This is a genomic window from Bacillus sp. FG16, from assembly GCF_057809515.1.
The window spans coordinates 58,395-77,454 of record NZ_JBMDKC010000011.1 but is presented as its reverse complement, the minus strand read 5'-3'; the positions used below and the strand labels follow the sequence as shown (position 1 = coordinate 77,454).

The following is a 19,060-nucleotide window of genomic DNA, read 5'->3' as shown; positions in this document are numbered from 1 at the left end:
AATGAAATGGCAAATGCGTAAAATCGTATTGTTAGCGCTCATTGTTAGTACCCTCTTTTTCAGCTTGTTATTGTATTACGTTACATATCCATTTCTTTTTCAAAATAAGGCATTCTTCCTTTCAAAGTTTTGCTTGTTTCAGTTAGAAAAACATATGAAAGAACTATCAATGGTTCGTAGTATAATAGCTGGGTTATTATTAATTACTGTATTGACCGTGTGTAAAAGAATTTGGCGGCAATTTTTTCGTGGTAAAAAATTACAAAAAGCACTTATCCCATTCATTAGAAAAGGGAAACAAATACATATACTGCCGACTGCGGAAGTTGCAGCGTTTACAATTGGATTATTCCGTCCGAAAGTTGTCATGTCGGAAGGTTTGCTTCAGACGTTTTCAGATGAAGAAATTGATGCAATTATTTTCCATGAAGAATATCATCAAAAGAATTGGGATCCGCTAAAATTATTTTGTTTTACGTTATTAGCAGAAGGAATGTTGTACATTCCGATATTAAAAGGATTGTTACAACGATATCATACGTATCAAGAGTTAGCAGCAGATAAATATGCGATGCAAAAAATGAAGTCTTCATTTGAGTTAGGTAGTGCGTTATTAAAATTAATTAAAATAAAGACAATGGAAAATCGATGTGTTACAGCTTCATTTGCAAAAACAGCAATAAATTTACGAATCGAGCAAGTGTTAAATGAAGAAGTTGTGAAGCTTAATATCCCGTTACATACGAATTCGGTATATGTAACAATAGGTTTATTCTGTGTGTCGATTGTACTTATTGTCGGAGAGTGCATATAGCCTCTTTTTTTAAGAATAAACACTACTCTATGTAGTGTGAGTTAAGGTGTTGTCATTTATGTCATCATGCTTTTTACCGCTATATACATCTTATTTATCATATATTACAGGTGTTTTATTGTATACAAATCAAATGATGGAAATCACAGCGTTCATTATTCGTCTATTTGGTGTGGAGTTACAGGATTTTAAAATAAGGAGGAAAAAGAGTGAAGAAACTAATTGCTATTATACTAGTAGGGGCACTCGTTTGGGCGGGGATCAATTTTTATAATTCAAAGAAAGAAGAGAAGGAAAGAAGAGCGAAACAAGCAGAGTTACAAGAGAAAGAAGTATTACCACAAGTAGGTTTTAAAGCACCTGGCATCACATTAAAAGGATTAGACGGAAAGTTGCAGTCGTTAAATGATGCAAAGGGAAAACCGTATATTATTAATTTTTGGGCATCATGGTGTGGGCCGTGTGAAATGGAGGCACCTGACTTAGTTCATATGTATGATAAATATAAAAAGGATGTTGAAATTTTTGCGGTGAATGCAACTGTTAGTGACCCAGTACAAGAAGCAAGCGCATTTGCTAATCGCTATGGGTTTGAGTTTCCTGTTCTATTAGATATGGACGGAGTAGCTGGACTAGATTATAAAGTATTCTCTTTACCGACGACATTTTTTGTTAATAAAGATGGAATTATAGTAGATCATGTACGAGGTGTATTACCACCAGATCAATTAGAAAAGAAATTTAAGAAATTGATTGAGAATTAAAAGGAGATTTCGTGACGATGGAGTGGATCGTGAGGTTACAACCCATATCTCTTATAATTGGAAGTCTATTTGGATTTATGTTGATGAAACGAAAGATGAGGCATCAAAATGTATTATATGAAAAAATGATGGATGCCGTAACAAATGCTTTTCTTATCATCGTATTTGTATGGAAGTTTGCACCAGCAATTTTAAATCCTGTATGGGCTTTTGTGGCGCCAGTGCAAGCAATATTAGCTGTTGGAAGTATGCAACATATTGTAGTAGGATGCGTGATTGCGAGTGTATACATTGTTTGGAAAAGTAAAAAGGAGCAATTTTCGCTTCGTATTTTACTTGATGCATTGCCTTTTGGTCTGTGTGTGAGTATTATCTTTTATTTTCTATTACATCATGAAGTAGGTGCACAAACGACACTACCATGGGGAATGAAAATATATGAATCTAAACTTTTATATCACCCTATTTTCGTATATGAGATCATCCTTGCTCTTTGTATAATGGGCTTGTTATGGATGAAAAATGAAAGGCTCGGAAATGGAAAGAATATAAGTTTGTTTCTAATTATTGTGGGGTCTTCACATATCATTATTTCAATCATTAGTGAACAAAATTCAGTTTTATTCGGTCTATCAATACAGCAAATAATGAGCTTTTGTATTATTAGTTTAGGGATTTTGTTGATACCGAAAAAATAAAAAATAGCCATGTACAGAGAGTATCTGTGTATGGCTATCTTTTATAAGCATATTTCTTCATCATATGCTAAATCATTATATTGTAGAAACCTAAAAACCCCTTTATTAGGGGTTTTTAGGTTTCTATAGGTCTGCATGTGTTTCTTGTTTATCTGTATCCCATTTTGGAAGTTGTTTTGCTTGTTGATTTTCAGTAAAATTATTAAATCCAAAAGCAAGTATGCATGTAAAGGTTAAAATAGCTAAACTAAACTTTTTCATTATCTTAGTGCCTCCTTAGTTAATAATTTTTGTTTTGCTTCGTAAGTTTTGAAAAAATATTTTTGAGATTCCTCTATTTTATTCACTTTATGAAATTCTACTGCTAATAATTCGTAATATTCTTGTGCATAATCGTATAATTCTTTACTGTTAAAATATGTAGTGCCTGCAATGATTGCATTTTCTAAGTCGCCTAGAATACCAGTGTGTTGTATTTTTAAGATAGTGAAGTGGTGTTTATATTCTTGATTATTTAATTCATTACAAATTTCTAAGCCTTTTTGAACCCAAACGTTTGCAAGTTCTTTTTCATTTAAACAAAAATGTTCTTTTGCTTGTAGAAAATTGGCTTTTAGGTGTTTAGGTAATTTGTTTGTAACTATTGTAAGATGTCTAATAGCAAGGGTTGATAGATTTTGAGAAGAGTAGAGCCAACCTAAGTTATTTCGAACTTTTAAGATTAGTGTGTCGTCTTTCAGTTTTTGTAAAATATTGATTGCTGAATTATAGTTCTCTTCGGCTTGCTCGAATTGTTTTAAATAAACAGAACATGAGCCTAAAGTATTTTCGCATAGAGCTATTTTAATTTCATAACGTGGATATTTTGAGAAGATCTCTTTAGCTTGATTTGCATAATTGATTGCTGTAAGTGGTTTGTTTGTATGGTGATTAAATATAGCGAATTTATATTTATATTCAGCTTCTTCTAGTTCGCCTGGTACATGTTTTAAAAGGGATTCAGCTTTTTCGTATTCTTTTTTTGCTTCATCATAATTTCCAATAATGGTAGCATGTTCAGCTTTAAAAAAGTGATAATAATAAGTAATAAAGTCTTCAGTTATTGGATTGTCTAAACGCACAATTTGACTAAAAGTATCATACTTAATGTTTGTCCAATCGGTTAGGACCTTATATTTAAAGTTTAGTAGGGAGTAGTAAAGCGATAGATTTTGATCAGCTTCAATTTTATTAATCTGTTCCTCTATTTTTTCTTTTAATTGTTTCGCTTCAATTAACTGCTCCGCTACCATTACTTGATATAAAATGTTTAATTCGTTGACAATCTGTTCATGTTCTTTTAATAACACACTCATTATATATTCTCCCATCCGATAAAAGTATCCTAATTTAATTATTTCTATAATAGCAAAATAGAAGAAGTATAAGAATGATTTTACCATATTTTTCAACAAAATTCCGAAAAAACAATTAACTCCCATATAAATATTACAAATGCCTCTGGTAGTGGTGGGATGAATCTGACTCATGATACGTTAACATCAATGGGGGAGGGATAGTTTCACTTGTAAATATGTTTTTAATAGGATTGTTCGGATTGGGTCCAACTGTTAAGTTTTTAACAAAAATTTCACTTTCTTATTTAATAAAAACAGGATAATCCGTATTTTATAAGAATCATCCTGTTTTTATTGATATATTAAAAAATCGGTGGAGTAACAGAAAATAAAACTACCGCATTTTTCTCAAAATGATTCACCCATTTATGCTTTAAATAAGCAGGTATTTTTACACTATCGCCAGTTTCTAATATGTATTCTTCCTCGTTTAAATATAATGTGATTTTCCCATCTAAGACAAATGCTAATTCTTCTCCTTTATGTTCTAGTACATTTTCTGATGAAGCTGTATTAGGCGGGATAGTCATAATTGCTGTTGCTAAATTTCCAGTAAAATCAGGTGAAAGCATTTCATATGATAAATTATCGATAATCATTTTCTTTCGTTTATGGGAACGTACAATTAAATCGTCTGTATTTGTTTCTTCCAGTAAAAAACTAAATGTTGGAACATCAAGAGCTTTAGCAAGTACTTTTAATGTTTGAATAGAAGGGTTAGCAGACCCGCGCTCAATTTGACTTAACATAGATGGTGTAATATCGGCCATCTTTGCTAGTTCTTTACTAGTTAAACCCTTTTCTTTTCTTTGTTTTTCAATCTTTTTACCAATATCTATATTTTCCATAATGAAAATCTCCTTAATGATTATTAAATTATATTTAAATAAATTAAACTAAAATTAATTTTTATGTTAAACTATATTAAAATTAATTTAATTATAATTTATTAAATCGCAAGCTACAAGGTGATGAGGAGGAAGAGGAATGAAGGAAATAGAGAAATTAAAAGAACAATATCCACTATTAAATAAGCTAATCGCAACGGAAGAAGTCTTTTGGATGAATCCGAATACGAAAAAGTATGAGACGGCAATAAAAGACTCGCCACTGAATGAAGGAAATGTAAAAGACGCGGAAGAGAGATTAAAGCGTTTTGCACCATATATTGCGAAAGTTTTTCCTGAAACGAAAGAGACGAACGGCATAATTGAATCACCTTTAGTGAAAATACCTTCTATGAAAGAAGCTTTAGAGAAAAATTACGAGCAACCTATTTTAGGGGAATTATTATTAAAATGTGATAGTCATCTTCCGATATCAGGATCAATAAAAGCTAGGGGCGGCATTTATGAAGTATTGAAACATGCTGAACAACTAGCATTGCAGCATGGAATGTTAACAGAAGAAGATGATTATTCTATTTTAGATAGTGATACATGTAGAGAGTTTTTCGCGAAATATTCAATTGCGGTAGGTTCTACAGGTAATTTAGGATTGAGTATTGGGATTATGAGTGCAAAACTAGGTTTTAATGTCACTGTTCATATGTCAGCAGATGCGAAACAATGGAAAAAAGATTTATTAAGAAGTAAATGTGTAAATGTTATTGAATATGAAGATGATTATAGTAAAGCTGTAGAAGAAGGAAGAAGGCAAGCTGATGCTGATCCTAGCTGTTATTTTGTAGATGATGAAAATTCACATGATTTATTTTTAGGATACGCAGTAGCGGCATCACGATTACAAAAGCAATTAGAAAAGTTAGAGATTGTAGTAGATGAAGAACATCCTCTATTCGTTTATTTACCATGTGGTGTCGGGGGCGGACCTGGCGGAGTAGCATTTGGTTTAAAGTTATTGTATAAAGACAACGTTCATTGTTTCTTTGCAGAGCCAACACATTCTCCATGTATGTTACTCGGCTTAATGACAGGCCTTCATGACAAAATTGCTGTTCAAAATATCGGAATTGATAATGTAACAGATGCGGATGGACTTGCGGTAGGAAGACCGTCTGGATTTGTTGGGAAAACGATGGAACCATTTTTAAGTGGAAATTATACAGTAAGCGATGAAGAGTTATATAGATTGTTAAAAGAACTGGCTGATACGGAGAATATTTATTTAGAGCCTTCTGCACTAGCAGGTATGATAGGGCCAGTGAAAGTATGTAAAGAAGATGAGTATTTACAAAAGCAACAGTTAACAGAGAAGGTGACAAAAGGTACTCATATTGTGTGGGGAACGGGTGGAAGTATGGTTCCACAAGATGTAATGAGTGATTATTATAAGAAAGGTTTAGAATTAACAATATAAGAAAAATGAGGCTAGTTGTAGCCTCATTTTTTCATGTACATAAAAATCTTTGTTATTTTCATAATAGTTCTTTATAGTATATATAAAGGATAACTAATATTGAATAAATACAACAAAAAGCTTTATTTTACATAATAAGAGGATGTGTATACGATGTCATTACAGACTAAATATATAGCGGGTATTTCGCTTGGGGTTATGGGTGTCGGTTTTGCGGCTTCTATCCCTTTTCAAGGAACGGTAGCAGGGGAGATTATACAAGGGGGATTTGAAGCCGGATTGGTTGGTGGACTTGCGGATTGGTTCGCGGTTACAGCATTGTTCCGTCATCCGATGGGTATCCCAATTCCGCATACCGCATTGCTACCTAAAAATCGTAAACGGGTAACGAAAGGGCTTATTCATACGTTAGAAAATGAATGGCTGACGAAAGAAAGTATTACGAATAAAGTAAAAGAGATGCAGTTAGCACAAATGGTGCTGCAAATTGCTGAAAGAGAAATACAGTCTGATGCTGTGAAAAAAGGGATTGTAACGATTGCAGAGAAAGCGATTGTAACAATAGATACAGAAAAGCTAGCTGTTATTATTGAAAAAGAATTAAAAACATATTTACATACAATTAATACAAGTAACATTTTACAAGTGCTTGTTGATCAATTAGTTGTGCAAGAATATGATGAAAAGACACTTGATCACATATTAGTAAAAGTGAAAGATTGGACAGCGCAAGATGAAGCTCGTTACCAACTCGGAAGCTTAGGTATGAAGGCAATGGAAAATATAAAAGTAGATGGGTTCTTGCAGTTTACTTTGAAATCATTTATGAATATTGTAGATGAAGATAAAATTGGTGGCATTTTGCAGAAGTTTATCATTAGTAATATTAACAGCTTACAAGATGCGGATAATAGCACAAGACAACTTATATTGGCGAAGATTCGTCAAGAAATTATAAATGTAAAAGAAAATGAAGCTTTATTACAGGAATTAGAAAATTGGAAAGAAAAGTGGATTGCGAATTGGAATGCTACTGACAAAATAAAAGAGATGCTGGAGCAAGTGCAACAAAGAGCAGTTACTTTTGTAAAAAATGAAGAATTTGCTGATAAATATGTTATTCCATTTTTACAAAAACAAATGAATCAAATAAAAGAAGACGAAATGACTGTTCAAAAAATAGAAGATTGGTTACAAAAACAAGTTGTGAATCTTGTTGAGAAGAACCATTCGAAAATCGGTAAGCTTGTACAAGAAAACCTGGATAAGTTAGATGATAAAACATTAATCGAAATGATTGAAAATAATGTCGGTAAAGATTTGCAGTGGATCCGTGTGAACGGTGCTGTGTGTGGATTTATGATTGGATTAATTTTAGAAGGAATTAAAGCGATTATATAAGAAAAACCTTCCACAATTGTGGAAGGTTTTTCTTATTTTTCGATAACGCTCATATTCAAATTATAAGCTTTCTCAATATTTAACTTGTACGTCCCATTTCCAGTTTTAATCGAATTTTTATACCAATGTTCTTGCTCGTTTAATTCTGGATGTTCTTCTGAAGAATTATTTTCTTTTTTCGTTAAATCTTCTACTTGCTCCCAAGGTGTGTTTCCGTGTGTTTCTTTTTGATTTGTTATTGCTGTTAAAGAAACATCACTTTCTTTAGCTAAATGAACAGATACACTTGAGTTGTTTTGTACAAACCAATTATTTTGTAATTGGCCAGGATAAAGAGATAGCTCGTTATTTGAAGCGCGAATTTCCACATTTTTATTTTGCGGAAGAACAAGCGTTGGTTTCACCTGTGGTGCTGAGTTAAATAACGTATGCTGAACAGGTAATGATTTTAAAGCGATGTACATCGTTTCTCCAGCCGTTTGAACCGAAAGGAAATCATCTCGTTTTAAATTGAGTTTTTCATTTGCTTTCGTCGTCATTTCATAAGTTCCCAAAAGATGAATTTGATTTGTATTATTTCCCTCTATCGTTAGAGGTTGATGTCCCGCATCTACTACGATTTTTTTGATAGATTCAGGTATATCAAATTGTCCGTCTGGAATATTACTCGTTTGCCTCGTTGTGTTAATAGAATGACGAACTTCTTCTAGTAATCCAGTTGATAATAAACAGTAAAAAGCAATTCCGACACTTCCTAAAACACCGATAAAGAAAATACTAAAAATATCATATTTAATAAATGATTGTTCCTTCTTAGAAAATAGAAGGTATAGTAAAACTTCAGCTCCAAGTATGATAAGTAAAACTGGCCACCATGCAGTTAATGTATCTAATACTTGAATTCCTTTTACGACTGAAAATAGTAAAAAGCATCCTAACGATATAATAGAAAGCCCCATTGAGAATGTTCCAACACGCCAAGTCCTCATTCGCTTGTCCCACCTTTGTTTTCTTTATTTCCAAGTAACAATTTAAAGCCGCCGCCAATTAAAAGGAGCGCAACGATAGATGTCTGGAAATAGCGATAATATAGTTCACTAAGATGAATATTAAATATAGTTACAAAATAATCATTCAAAATAGGAAGGACTGTTTGATTTAATAAATAATAACCACCGAGCGTAATTAATCCGATACCAATCCATCTTTGATGATTTATAAAATAATCGATAATGGGTTCGTCTTGTACTCGTTCTTTTCCGTATTTTGCTGTTTGCTGTAACGCATCAAAAAAGCTATAGAACCAAATGATTGGTACTAAAAATAAAAACGCAGAAAGTCTTAATAAGTCGAGTAAATAAATAGATAGTAAAAAGGCTGCCATAAGCTGAAGACCACGGCGTTGTAAACCTAAATACATATGACCTGCTCCAGGGAACATCGCTAAAATAGAAGCAAATGTTTTACTTTTCTTTCCTTGCTCTCGATGTTCTTCAAAATCTTCGAAAATAGTACGGTCAATTAATTGCTCGTCGCGTTCTTTTTTCTGTAGTTGCTGAACAACATCAAAGAAATTATAAATCCATAAAACAGGTAACGTAATAAGAAAGATAAGGAAACTTCCTTGAGATGTTAATAATGTTACAAATATAATCATGCTGCCTAAGCCAGCGCAAGCGACTAAAAACGTAAGACCGCGTTGCATAAGTCCTAATTGGAAATGGCCAAGTCCAGGGATGATGGATAGGAGAATGATATAAAATCGTTCGCTCTCTTTAGAAGAATTTATCAATTCTCCAGCTTCTTGTTTTTTCGTTTGTTTTATAATGGTGATAACTAAATCTAGTAAGTTAATTACCCATAGAACAGCTAGTAAAAATAGAGAAAGAAAAGCAATATCACGTCCTCTTACTACTATGGTACAGAATACTGCAAAGGAGAATAGAAATAAAGATCCTCCGCTATATAGAATAAACCGTCCTAGCTTTTTTAAGTATAAATGTCCAAGCCCAGGAATTAGCCCTAATACAAGTGCTAAAAAGGGGTTTTTATTCATGCTTTAAACCTCCGTCCTTTTTTGATGTATCTACCGATTTGTTTACAATTTGTTGTGAGATAGAAGACTCGTTATGTTTTGAAGATTTCTCGAAATTTGATGTCGCTGTAAAAATATATTGGAATAAACCACTTACCATAAAAATAATTGTAGCTGCAGTCGCAATTATGTAGTGAATAATTGTGCGTTTTAGTGAGTTTGTTTTTATATTTTCATTAGGTTGTAGCGTTTCAAAATTAATTTGCGTCATAACTTCGTTCGTAAATGAATCATCATTTATCATTGGAAGGTTTTCATGTTGTTCATCAATACTTTCCATATAAAGTGCTAAACAATGATCACATTCATAAAGGTGTTCTTCCATAGATTCACGTTCATTGTTTTCTATAAAATCTAATGTATAATTGCGCCAATCTTCTTTTGAATAATGCATCATAGAAACTCTTCCTCCTTCCAATGTTTTTTTATCCATTTTCTTGCCCGATACAGTTTCATTTCTACTGTTTTCACTTCGATGTTTTCTTGGAAAGCAATTTCTTGATAACTTTTTTCCTCTAAGTAATGCGCGAGAACAACGTCACGGTAATTTTCCGGAAGTTCTCTCAGTTTTTGAGCAATGAGTAATTTTTGCTCTTTCGTCAATAGTAAAGCTTCAATGTTATGAGAGGATTTTATATTTTCCTCTGTTTCTTTACATAAGGAGAGTTCTTCGTGTTCTCTAGCTTTCTTTCTCTTATAATCAATAGCGTGATTGGTGGCAATACGTGCCATCCACGTTTTTAATCCGCGAAATTGATAATTTGGGAGAGAGGTATGAATTTTTACGAATACTTCTTGTGTAACATCTTTAGCATCTTCTTCATGTCTTAAAATAGAAAAGATAACTTGAAAAATATAATGACGATATGTTTGTACAAGGATACGAAAAGCATGCTCGCTTCCTTGCTGTGCTTTTTCAATTAATTGTTTTTCCTCAATCGGTCTCTCCCTCCTTTTTGACGCATTCTATTATATAGACGTAAAGAATGATAAGTCACCCTACACATTTTATAAAAAAAGAATAATATATTTTTTGCAGGAGAGATAGATGAAAAAAGGTGTGAAAAAATGGTAAAGAGAAGTATATAATGAGCAAGTAGGAAATGTTACGGGAAGAAAGGATGTGAATGTTAGTAGGGGATGGTCCATACTAACAAACATGAAAATTAAAATATTAATAGCAGATGATAACTCTTTTATTAGAGAAGGCATGAAAATTATTTTAAATACATATGAAGAGTTTGAAGTTGTAGATACAGTAAATGATGGAAAAGAAGCAGTGGAGTATTGCAAAAAGAACGATGTTGATATCGCTCTATTAGATGTTCGCATGCCAAATATGAACGGGGTAGAGGCGACGAAATTCATTTGTGAAGAGACGAAAACAAAACCGCTTATTTTAACGACGTTTGATGATGATGAATATATTTTGGATGCAGTGAAGAACGGAGCGAAAGGTTATTTATTGAAAAATAATGATCCAGAGCGTATTCGTGATGCGATAAAAGGAGTATATAACGGCCAAACAGTTATGCAAGATGTAGTTCTCGATAAAATTAAGTCTAATTTAATGGAAAGTAAAGAGGAAGAATGTAAAATAGATAAGAGCCTTTTCACAGAAAGGGAGCTTAGTATTATCGCATTAATTGCAAAAGGTTTCTCAAATAAAGAAATTTCGAAACAGCTTTTTATATCTGAGGGAACAATTGCAAATTATATTACATCAGTTTTAGGGAAAACTGGACTTGAACATCGCACACAAATTGCGATTTATTACTTAACAGGGAAAGTAGATTAATGATATGGAATTTTGGTTAACTGTAAGTAAATTAATTGTCTTTTTATATATTGTATTTAGTTATATTTACGCAAATGTAGCAAATTTACCGTGGGTTATATTTACTTTACTTATTTACCTCTCTGTAAACGTAATGATTTCTATATTTAAAAAAGATACGTATAAAAAAATATTAATCTGTATGTCCATTGGCGTAGTTATGTTATTTACATGGAGGATTCATCCATTTTTTATTTTGTTTTTACCTTTGAACTTATACGAAATTATATTCTATTACATAGAAAAGAATTGGCCACGCTTTGTCGTTATGATGCTCCCAATTACGATTGCAGATGAAAGTATTCGAATGACTTATGGATTAATTGTTGCATTTTCTTTTCTCGTTTTAACTATTGCAGATCGATATATATCGCGTGTAGTAAAGCTTGAATCGCAAAATGATAAGATGCGGAAAGATATGCAACGACTTACGAAAAGTTTACATGAAAATAAAGAGTACATAAGACAATCTGAATACACATTTAAGCTAGAAGAGAGAAATCGGTTATCACAAGAAATTCATGATAAAATTGGCCACTCGATGACGGGTGCACTAATTCAAATGGAAGCAGCAAAGAGATTAATGGGGATAGATAAAGAAAAATCAGCGGAGTTATTACAAAATGCAATTCACATTTCAAAAGATGGAATTGAAAGTATTCGCATTACGTTAAAAAATATGAAGCCACCAACAGAGCAAATTGGCATTCATCGTATGAAATTATTCATAGAGGAATTTGCCGGTAAGAATGATATGAATATTCCTTTCGTGTACAAAGGGAACTTAGATATGATTTCTCCCATTCAGTGGAAAATTATCGGTGAGAATGTTACAGAAGCACTAACAAATGCAATGAAATATGCTGATGCGACAGTTATTTCTATAGATATTCATGTGCTTAACAAGATGGTTAAGGTGCAAGTGAAGGATAACGGAAAAGGGGTAGCTCTTGTTAAAAAAGGTCTCGGTATTATGGGGATGGAGGAGCGAACGGCGTCTGTAAACGGAAAAATTATTGTAGATGGGACAAGTGGTTTTTCAGTAACGATGTTGTTGCCAATATAAAGAGAATGGTACGAGGATGAACCATCTCATATGAAAAAAGTGAATATTCTCATGTGAAAAGAATGAACTTCTGCACTGAGCAGGTTCATTCTTTTTGTTTATACTAAAAGCAGAGAAACCGAAATAGGGGTGAAAATGATGAATACATTAGAAATTAAAAATTTAACGAAAAAATTTGGTGATTTCATCGCAGTTGATAATATGTCTTTATCTATTAAAGAAGGAGAAATATTTGGCTTTTTAGGATCAAATGGTGCTGGTAAGAGTACAACGATAAATATGATTGCTGGTTTGTTAAGAAGTAATGAAGGTGAAATTAGCATACTAGGAAAAAATATAAAGAAACATAATCGATTTGCGAAAATGAATATCGGTATTGTTCCGCAAGATATTGCGATTTATGAAGAGCTAACTGCCTATGAAAATGTGAAATTTTTTGCTGGATTGTACGGATTACGAGGAGCCGAATTAAAAGCTAGGGTAGAGGAAGCTCTTCAATTTGTAGGACTTAGTGATAAACAGAAAAGCTATCCGAAGAACTTTTCTGGTGGTATGAAAAGGAGATTGAATATTGCTTGTGCAATTGCACATAGACCGAAGTTAATTATTATGGATGAACCGACAGTTGGAATTGATCCACAGTCAAGAAACTACATTTTGCAGTCAGTACGTAAATTAAATGAAATGGGAAGTACAATTATTTATACGAGTCACTACATGGAAGAGGTAGAAGAGATTTGTACGAAAATAGCGATAGTAGATCACGGTAAAGTAATTGCAGAAGGAACGAAAGAACAGTTAAAAGCGATTATTACTGATACGAAAGATATTTGGATTGAAGTGAAGTCAGTAGAAAATTTAGATGTAGAAAAGTTAAAAGAGATCAACGGTGTGAAAGCAGTTCAAATTGAAGAAAACGTAATTAAAGTGAATTCTGATGCGGGATTAAATAATTTAAATAAAATCATTCAACACTGTATCAATCATGATATTGAAATTCGTTCATTAGAGGAGCAGGCTCCCAACTTAGAAACAGTATTCCTTACATTGACGGGAAGAAACTTACGAGATAAATAAAAAGTAAATGAAGAAAAGGTAAAGGGAGGTTCATCAATTGAACATCTTCAATATTGCAATTATGCATATTAAAAGAGATTTCAGAGACGTAAGAACTTTAGTTTTTATGTTAGCATTTCCGATTGTACTTATGCTTGTGTTAGGAACAGCGTTAAGTAATGCATTTAATAGCGATAGTCAATCGATTAAGGATATACAAGTGCTATATAAAGATGAAGCGAGTAGCACGTTTTCTCAATCATTTGAAGCATTTACGAAAGAAGTGGATAAATCAGGTATTCATTTTAAAAAAGCTTCCAGCAGTATAGATGGGAAAGAAGAAGTGAAGCAAAATAAATATGCTGCTTATGTAGAGTTAAATAAAGATGGTGCAAAATTTTATGGAAGTGACAAAAGTAGTATTGAGGGAAGTATTGTGGAAGGAATGCTTACAACATTTGTTGATAAGTACAATGTAGCGGTCGAAGTTGCAAAAGTAAATCCTACTAAGGTTAGTACGGTTATTTCAAACGGAAATCATAATGATTATATAAAAGAAACATCCTTACAAGCTGCGAAAAAACCAGGTTCTATGGATTACTATGCGGTTGTAATGACAACGATGATTGCACTATATGCTGCGATGGGGGCGAGTTCTTTAATTCGAGGAGAACGAATACGTAAAACAGGAGATCGTCTCATTGCTGCACCTATAAGTAAAGCTGAAATATTCATTGGAAAAGTACTTGGTAGCCTAGTAGCAAATGCCCTGTGCATATTACTCGTCATGTTATTTAGTAAATTTGTTTTTCAAGCGAATTGGGGCGACCATCTTGGAATCATATTTCTTATTTTATTAACACAAGTTTTTCTAGCAATTAGCTTCGGTTTAGGAATCGGATATATTACGAAAACAGCTGAAGCGTCTAGGGCAATTATTATGGTTGTTGTGCAATTGGCTTCTATTTTTGGTGGTGCATATTTCGTAGTAGAAGAAAATTTCGTTACGAATTTATCACCATTAACGTGGGCAAATACAGCTGTTATGAAAATTATTTATGCGAATGATGTAGGGGCAGCGCTACCAGTCATTTCTTTAAACCTTGGAATATCAGCACTCTTTTTATTAATTGCAATTATTGCATTACGTAGACGGGAGGGGCTATAGTATGAAGGATATTTTATGGCTCATACAAAAAACGTTATCTGTGCTTTTGAAAAATAAAAAAAGTTTACTCATTATAATTAGCTTGCCGATAATAGGGACGCTCATTTCCTTCTCGATATACGGAAATGCAGGGCAAGGAACGTTAAATATTGGGATTGTAAATAAAGAAAATGAGCCGATAGCAAATGATACGATAAAGTTTTTAGAAGGATTAAATCATGTGAATGTGAGTAAGGTTAAGGAGTCTGAAGTAGAAGATAAACTCACTTCCAAAAAACTTGATGGAGTTATTACGTTAGATTCTGGGTTTTCAAAAAGTGTTCGAGAAGGGAAACCAGATCATATTGAAATTTCATCGATTAAAGGTGATCAAGTAACAGGATTTATAAAAACATATTTATATAATTATATTGATAATATAGCAGCTATTAGTAAAGTAGCAGGAACAGATCAAAGTATATTTGATAATATGTACGCAGGATATCAAAAAGGTTCATTTAAAATGAAAACTGAGACGCTAGAAGATACTTCGAAAAATAAAGATATGACAAATCAAACGATGGGTTACCTTATTATGTTTATGCTGTTTTCAGCAGCGAACTTATCAGGTCATATTTTAAAAGAAAAAGAGAATAGAACGTACTTTAGACTATTATCAACGCCGATAGATGGGAAGAAATTCATATTATCTAATGTCGGGGTAAATATGATAATACTAACAGTACAAATTTTGATTACAATCCTATTCCTAACGAATGTTTTTCATACGAATATCAATATGCCTTTCATAGTGATGATGGGCGTACTAATGCTATTTGCATTAATCGCAATTGGAATATCATTAGTCCTTGTAGCTTTTTCGAAAAACTCAGCATCGGCAAATGCGATGCAAAACATGGTCATTGTACCAACATGCTTACTTGCTGGATGTTATTTCCCATATGACATTATGCCAAATGCAGTACAAAAAGTAGCTAATTTTCTTCCGCAGCGCTGGTTGTTAGATACAGTATCAAAACTACAACAAGGAATACCGTTCTCGGAGTTGTATTTAAACATTTTAATTTTATTTGCCTTTGCAATTGCGTTCTTCTTAATTGCGATTTATAAGTTTGGAAGAAATAATGATGCGAGGAATTTTGTTTAATGTGAAAAGGTGTGGCTTAATGCCATACCTTTTTTGTTTGTAATTTAGAGTATCTTTTGTAATATAGGAATGCTTTTGTAGAGCACTTCGTTATGTGAAGCATGCACAACATATTTATTTCCCTCTAGAAGAAAAACGCTATGTAAAACAGCGTTACCGTCACCATGTTTTGTAAGTAAATCACCGACGACTTTGCCGTCTGTCCATTTCAGGTTGGAGTGTGAAGGGATAACTTGTAAATATTGAATTGTTTCCTCTTCATCTCCGGCAATGAGTGTAGTTTCAATATTTCTTTTTTGTATAATAAATCTATTTTCATTTAATGTATCGAGGAAAGGGTTTTTCGTTTGCATATTACTATAAGGAAGAAATATAAGAGAAGAGTCAGATCTTATAAATAAATAATTTCCGTAATCTTTACAAGGAATAACATCTTGTAATCCTGGAAAGTAAAGATGTATCGCCTCAACCTTATTCATTTTATGTAAGATGCTTAAGTAACGAATATATTGTTCCATATAAAAATGAACGATATTTATTTTAGAAGAGGCATGGATAGGGAGACTACCTCCAGTCCAATAACTATAATTTGGTGGAGATCCAGCGTTTGGTGTGCAGAGTATTATAAGTTGATTCACATCATTTTTATATGTTTCACTTTGAACGTAAGAACGTCCAAGAAGCCCACCCATACTATGACACATTAGATTTAGTTTATCGCACCCTGTAATTTTTTTAGCATAGGCAATCGTTTGTAATAAATATTTTTGTGTAGAAAAAACAATGCGCTGCCGCCAGTCATAAAAACAGATGAACAAGTCTTTATTTCGTTCGTACCCCATACTTTCTAACATCATGATGAATGGTTCGTAAACAAATGCAGAAAGTCCAAAACTCCAATCACCAGTACCTGGAATAATAATATTACTCATTGAACCGAAAAGACCTGGGATAAAAACAATAGGGATTTTTCCTCTTTTCATATTTCTCTCTCCTTTAATCGTTTGGTATCAATAGAAATACATTTCGTATGAAAACATATTTAAATGAAACACTACAGAGTAGAAAGTAATTTGATCGGAAGGAAATCAAAATGATTAAAAAAATATTGCGAGTTACTTCTATTATTATTGCTATTTTTGTTTTTATTTTAATTTGGATGCATATCGATGTTACCTTAGGTAGGAAAATGGAAGCTGGGAAAAACATGCCGACAGAGTATGCATCTCACTATAGTGACTTTCAATTATATGTAGAAGGAAAATCATTATATGAGCAGCTATTTGAAGATATAAAAAAAGCGAAAAGCTCCATCTACACTTATTTCTTCATTTTGTCGGATGATAAAAGTAGCCATACTTTTTTAAACTTATTAAAAGAGAAGGCAAAAGAAGGAGTAAACGTTTATTTATCAGTTGATCGCATTAATGATTTATCATTTGAAAGGAAGATGATAAATGAATTGCGGGAAAGTGGTGTACATTTTACATATAGTAGAAAACCTGCATTGCCATTCGGATTTTATTCACTTCATCATCGGAATCATCGCCGTATTACGACAATTGATGGAGAAATTGGCTATACAGGCGGATTTAATATAGGAGATGAGTACTTAGGGAAAGATAAGCGATTTGGATATTGGCGTGATTATCATGTGCGGCTTAAAGGAGAAGGAGCAAAAGATTTAGAACAGCAATTCGCTTTAGATTGGAAACGAGATACGAAAGAAGAGATAAAGAGGAGTACGAATAACGCTAGTAAAGGGAATACATTACATACTATGACTAGTTACAATGGGCATTACGTCGCTGAAACATATATACAGTTAATAAAGCAAGCGAAGCATTCAATCGTCATTACAACACCTTATTTTATAGCGAAAAATAAAGAATTAATGAATGCTTTAATTGAAGCGCAAAAACGTGGTGTTACAGTAAAAATACTTTGGTCATATAAACCAGATATCCCCCTTATTAAAGAGGCGGCATATCCGTACATACGTCAAGCTGTTAATAACGGGATTACGGTATATGGTTATAAAAAAGGGATGTTTCATGGAAAGTTAATGCTAATTGATAATGAGTTAACTGTTATAGGTACAACAAACTTTACTGCCCGTAGCTTCTATATAAATGATGAGATGAATTTGTATATTCATGGCGGGACTATCGTATCGGACGTGAATAAAGCATTAACAGAGGATTTTCGTGATTCAAAAGAAATGACGAAAGAGTTTTTTGAGAAGTTATCTTTTTGGGAACGTTGTAAGGAAAAAGTGGCGGGATTGGTTGATTTTTATTTGTAACGATGAATTAGGAAATGGTGCCTACAAAAGGCACCATTTTTGGTGGGAAATCATTATTTCTCATGCACCAGCATCGTAACATCATCATTGATCAATGTCCCCACATGTTCGCCTAAACATATTTTCTTCATGACTCCAGGCTCATCAAAGTTAAAGACGTGTGCTGGTAAATTGTAGTCCCGGGCAAGCAGTAATGCCGCTTGATCCATAACTTGTATATTTTGTCTAACGACATCATTATAGTTTAGTTTGCTGTACATTTTTGCTGATTTATTATACTTTGGATCACTTGTAAAGACGCCATCGACACCTTGTTTTGCGACTAATATGGCATCACTATTCATCTCAATGGCTCTTTGTACGCTTGGATAATCTGTCGTCACGAACGGTTGCCCGTTTCCGCCTCCAAAGATAACGATATAACCGTTATCTAAATGGTGGACTGCACGCAAGCGAATGTATGGTTCAGCTACTGCATTAAATGGAATGGAAGTCATAACGCGTACTTCTCTATTTGTTTTACTTGTTAAAACACCGCGAAGCATTAAGCTGTTAATGATTGTACCTAACGTACCGATATTATCAGCTTCTACGCGATCGATTCCCCATTCTTCAGCTAGATGCCCCCTAAAAATGTTACCGCCACCGATGACGATGGATACTTCGATACCTAAATCAACAATGGATAAAATTTCGTTTGCGATATGTTCTAATCGTTTGGAGTTAAAGCTATTTCCAGTTTGATCGGCAAGTGCACCGCCGCTTAATTTAATTAAGACACGTTTATATGGTCTCATAACAATTCCCCCTATATAGATCGCAATAAAAAAGGAACAAAGGCGAATGCCTTTGTTCCTTTTTAAGAAAATGAAAAAGAAAAGAAGAAGATAGGACGAATTGCTTTGTATAGTTTTTCATAACATCCACTCCTTTTCATTTTGATTTGTTGTAAGTATATATCTTTTTGATTATACGAAACAATCTGATTACTTA

The 19,060-nt window shown here is 33.1% G+C and carries 20 protein-coding genes; 11 read left to right on the top strand and 9 right to left on the bottom strand.

From position 1 onward, the window contains the following. The first annotated feature begins 1 nt into the window (after position 1). From ACODS7_RS06600 to ACODS7_RS06590, 3 genes are all read left to right on the top strand, one after another. Positions 2 to 814: a M56 family metallopeptidase gene (locus ACODS7_RS06600; protein WP_098628969.1), complete on the top strand. Its 813-nt coding sequence runs from the start codon at positions 2 to 4 to the stop codon at positions 812 to 814. Positions 815 to 1,023: 209 nt separating this feature from the next. Next, on the top strand, positions 1,024 to 1,578 hold the full coding sequence (locus ACODS7_RS06595) for a TlpA family protein disulfide reductase (protein WP_016082125.1): 555 nt from the start codon (positions 1,024 to 1,026) through the stop codon (positions 1,576 to 1,578). Between the two features lie 17 nt (positions 1,579 to 1,595). Then, positions 1,596 to 2,276, top strand: coding sequence for a prolipoprotein diacylglyceryl transferase family protein (locus tag ACODS7_RS06590; protein ID WP_016082124.1), 681 nt, complete (start codon positions 1,596 to 1,598; stop codon positions 2,274 to 2,276). Between the two features lie 123 nt (positions 2,277 to 2,399). Here the strand turns inward: ACODS7_RS06590 and ACODS7_RS06585 are convergent, their stop codons facing one another. The 3 genes from ACODS7_RS06585 to ACODS7_RS06575 all read right to left on the bottom strand — a co-directional run bounded on the left by ACODS7_RS06585 (position 2,400) and on the right by ACODS7_RS06575 (position 4,521). Further along, positions 2,400 to 2,537: a hypothetical protein gene (locus ACODS7_RS06585; RefSeq protein ID WP_176281126.1), complete on the bottom strand. Its 138-nt coding sequence runs from the start codon at positions 2,535 to 2,537 to the stop codon at positions 2,400 to 2,402. Continuing rightward, on the bottom strand, positions 2,537 to 3,631 hold the full coding sequence (locus ACODS7_RS06580) for a response regulator aspartate phosphatase (protein WP_243168471.1): 1,095 nt from the start codon (positions 3,629 to 3,631) through the stop codon (positions 2,537 to 2,539). The genes ACODS7_RS06585 and ACODS7_RS06580 overlap by 1 nt, the downstream gene beginning before the upstream one ends. Positions 3,632 to 3,975: 344 nt before the next feature. Further along, positions 3,976 to 4,521: a helix-turn-helix domain-containing protein gene (locus ACODS7_RS06575; protein ID WP_016082121.1), complete on the bottom strand. Its 546-nt coding sequence runs from the start codon at positions 4,519 to 4,521 to the stop codon at positions 3,976 to 3,978. 139 nt (positions 4,522 to 4,660) lie between these two features. Between ACODS7_RS06575 and dsdA the strand changes: the two genes are divergently transcribed. Beyond that, on the top strand, positions 4,661 to 5,992 hold the full coding sequence (gene dsdA / locus ACODS7_RS06570) for a D-serine ammonia-lyase (protein WP_098628967.1): 1,332 nt from the start codon (positions 4,661 to 4,663) through the stop codon (positions 5,990 to 5,992). A gap of 153 nt (positions 5,993 to 6,145) precedes the next feature. After that, a complete protein-coding gene (locus ACODS7_RS06565; protein WP_050843214.1) occupies positions 6,146 to 7,393 on the top strand; it encodes a DUF445 domain-containing protein in 1,248 nt (415 codons plus the stop codon). A gap of 32 nt (positions 7,394 to 7,425) precedes the next feature. Here ACODS7_RS06565 and exsE read toward each other — a convergent pair whose 3' ends face one another. The 4 genes from exsE to ACODS7_RS06545 are packed head-to-tail and all read right to left on the bottom strand — an operon-like array spanning position 7,426 to position 10,370. Next, entirely contained in the window at positions 7,426 to 8,382 is a 957-nt protein-coding gene (exsE, locus tag ACODS7_RS06560) for an exosporium protein ExsE (RefSeq protein ID WP_089170773.1), read from the bottom strand. Continuing rightward, positions 8,379 to 9,449 carry a hypothetical protein gene (locus ACODS7_RS06555; RefSeq protein ID WP_016082117.1) on the bottom strand — a complete coding sequence of 357 codons (1,071 nt, stop codon included), beginning with the start codon at positions 9,447 to 9,449 and terminating at the stop codon, positions 8,379 to 8,381. The genes exsE and ACODS7_RS06555 overlap by 4 nt, the downstream gene beginning before the upstream one ends. After that, entirely contained in the window at positions 9,442 to 9,885 is a 444-nt protein-coding gene (locus ACODS7_RS06550; protein WP_016082116.1) for a hypothetical protein, read from the bottom strand. Before ACODS7_RS06550 ends, ACODS7_RS06555 begins: the two co-directional genes overlap by 8 nt. After that, on the bottom strand, positions 9,882 to 10,370 hold the full coding sequence (locus ACODS7_RS06545; RefSeq protein WP_071730900.1) for an RNA polymerase sigma factor: 489 nt from the start codon (positions 10,368 to 10,370) through the stop codon (positions 9,882 to 9,884). The genes ACODS7_RS06550 and ACODS7_RS06545 overlap by 4 nt, the downstream gene beginning before the upstream one ends. A 277-nt stretch (positions 10,371 to 10,647) precedes the next feature. Between ACODS7_RS06545 and ACODS7_RS06540 the strand changes: the two genes are divergently transcribed. From ACODS7_RS06540 to ACODS7_RS06520, 5 genes are all read left to right on the top strand, one after another. Next, positions 10,648 to 11,286, top strand: a complete 639-nt coding sequence (locus ACODS7_RS06540) for a response regulator transcription factor (RefSeq protein ID WP_000694106.1) — start codon at positions 10,648 to 10,650, stop codon at positions 11,284 to 11,286. A 4-nt stretch (positions 11,287 to 11,290) separates the two neighbouring features. Beyond that, positions 11,291 to 12,391: a sensor histidine kinase gene (locus ACODS7_RS06535; protein ID WP_098628966.1), complete on the top strand. Its 1,101-nt coding sequence runs from the start codon at positions 11,291 to 11,293 to the stop codon at positions 12,389 to 12,391. Between the two features lie 138 nt (positions 12,392 to 12,529). After that, on the top strand, positions 12,530 to 13,468 hold the full coding sequence (locus tag ACODS7_RS06530) for an ABC transporter ATP-binding protein (protein ID WP_001093818.1): 939 nt from the start codon (positions 12,530 to 12,532) through the stop codon (positions 13,466 to 13,468). A gap of 37 nt (positions 13,469 to 13,505) precedes the next feature. Further along, positions 13,506 to 14,615, top strand: coding sequence for an ABC transporter permease (locus ACODS7_RS06525; RefSeq protein ID WP_050843224.1), 1,110 nt, complete (start codon positions 13,506 to 13,508; stop codon positions 14,613 to 14,615). 1 nt (position 14,616) lies between these two features. Next, positions 14,617 to 15,762 carry an ABC transporter permease gene (locus ACODS7_RS06520; RefSeq protein WP_098628965.1) on the top strand — a complete coding sequence of 382 codons (1,146 nt, stop codon included), beginning with the start codon at positions 14,617 to 14,619 and terminating at the stop codon, positions 15,760 to 15,762. A gap of 44 nt (positions 15,763 to 15,806) precedes the next feature. Here the strand turns inward: ACODS7_RS06520 and ACODS7_RS06515 are convergent, their stop codons facing one another. Continuing rightward, positions 15,807 to 16,745 carry an esterase/lipase family protein gene (locus tag ACODS7_RS06515; RefSeq protein WP_098628964.1) on the bottom strand — a complete coding sequence of 313 codons (939 nt, stop codon included), beginning with the start codon at positions 16,743 to 16,745 and terminating at the stop codon, positions 15,807 to 15,809. A gap of 110 nt (positions 16,746 to 16,855) precedes the next feature. On the opposite strand from ACODS7_RS06515, the gene cls reads away from it, so the two are divergent. After that, positions 16,856 to 18,067, top strand: coding sequence for a cardiolipin synthase (cls, locus tag ACODS7_RS06510; RefSeq protein ID WP_061666802.1), 1,212 nt, complete (start codon positions 16,856 to 16,858; stop codon positions 18,065 to 18,067). 53 nt (positions 18,068 to 18,120) lie between these two features. On the opposite strand, the gene pyrH is transcribed toward cls, so the two are convergent. After that, positions 18,121 to 18,864: a UMP kinase gene (gene pyrH, locus ACODS7_RS06505; RefSeq protein ID WP_029441957.1), complete on the bottom strand. Its 744-nt coding sequence runs from the start codon at positions 18,862 to 18,864 to the stop codon at positions 18,121 to 18,123. Between the last annotated feature and the right edge of the window lie 196 nt (positions 18,865 to 19,060).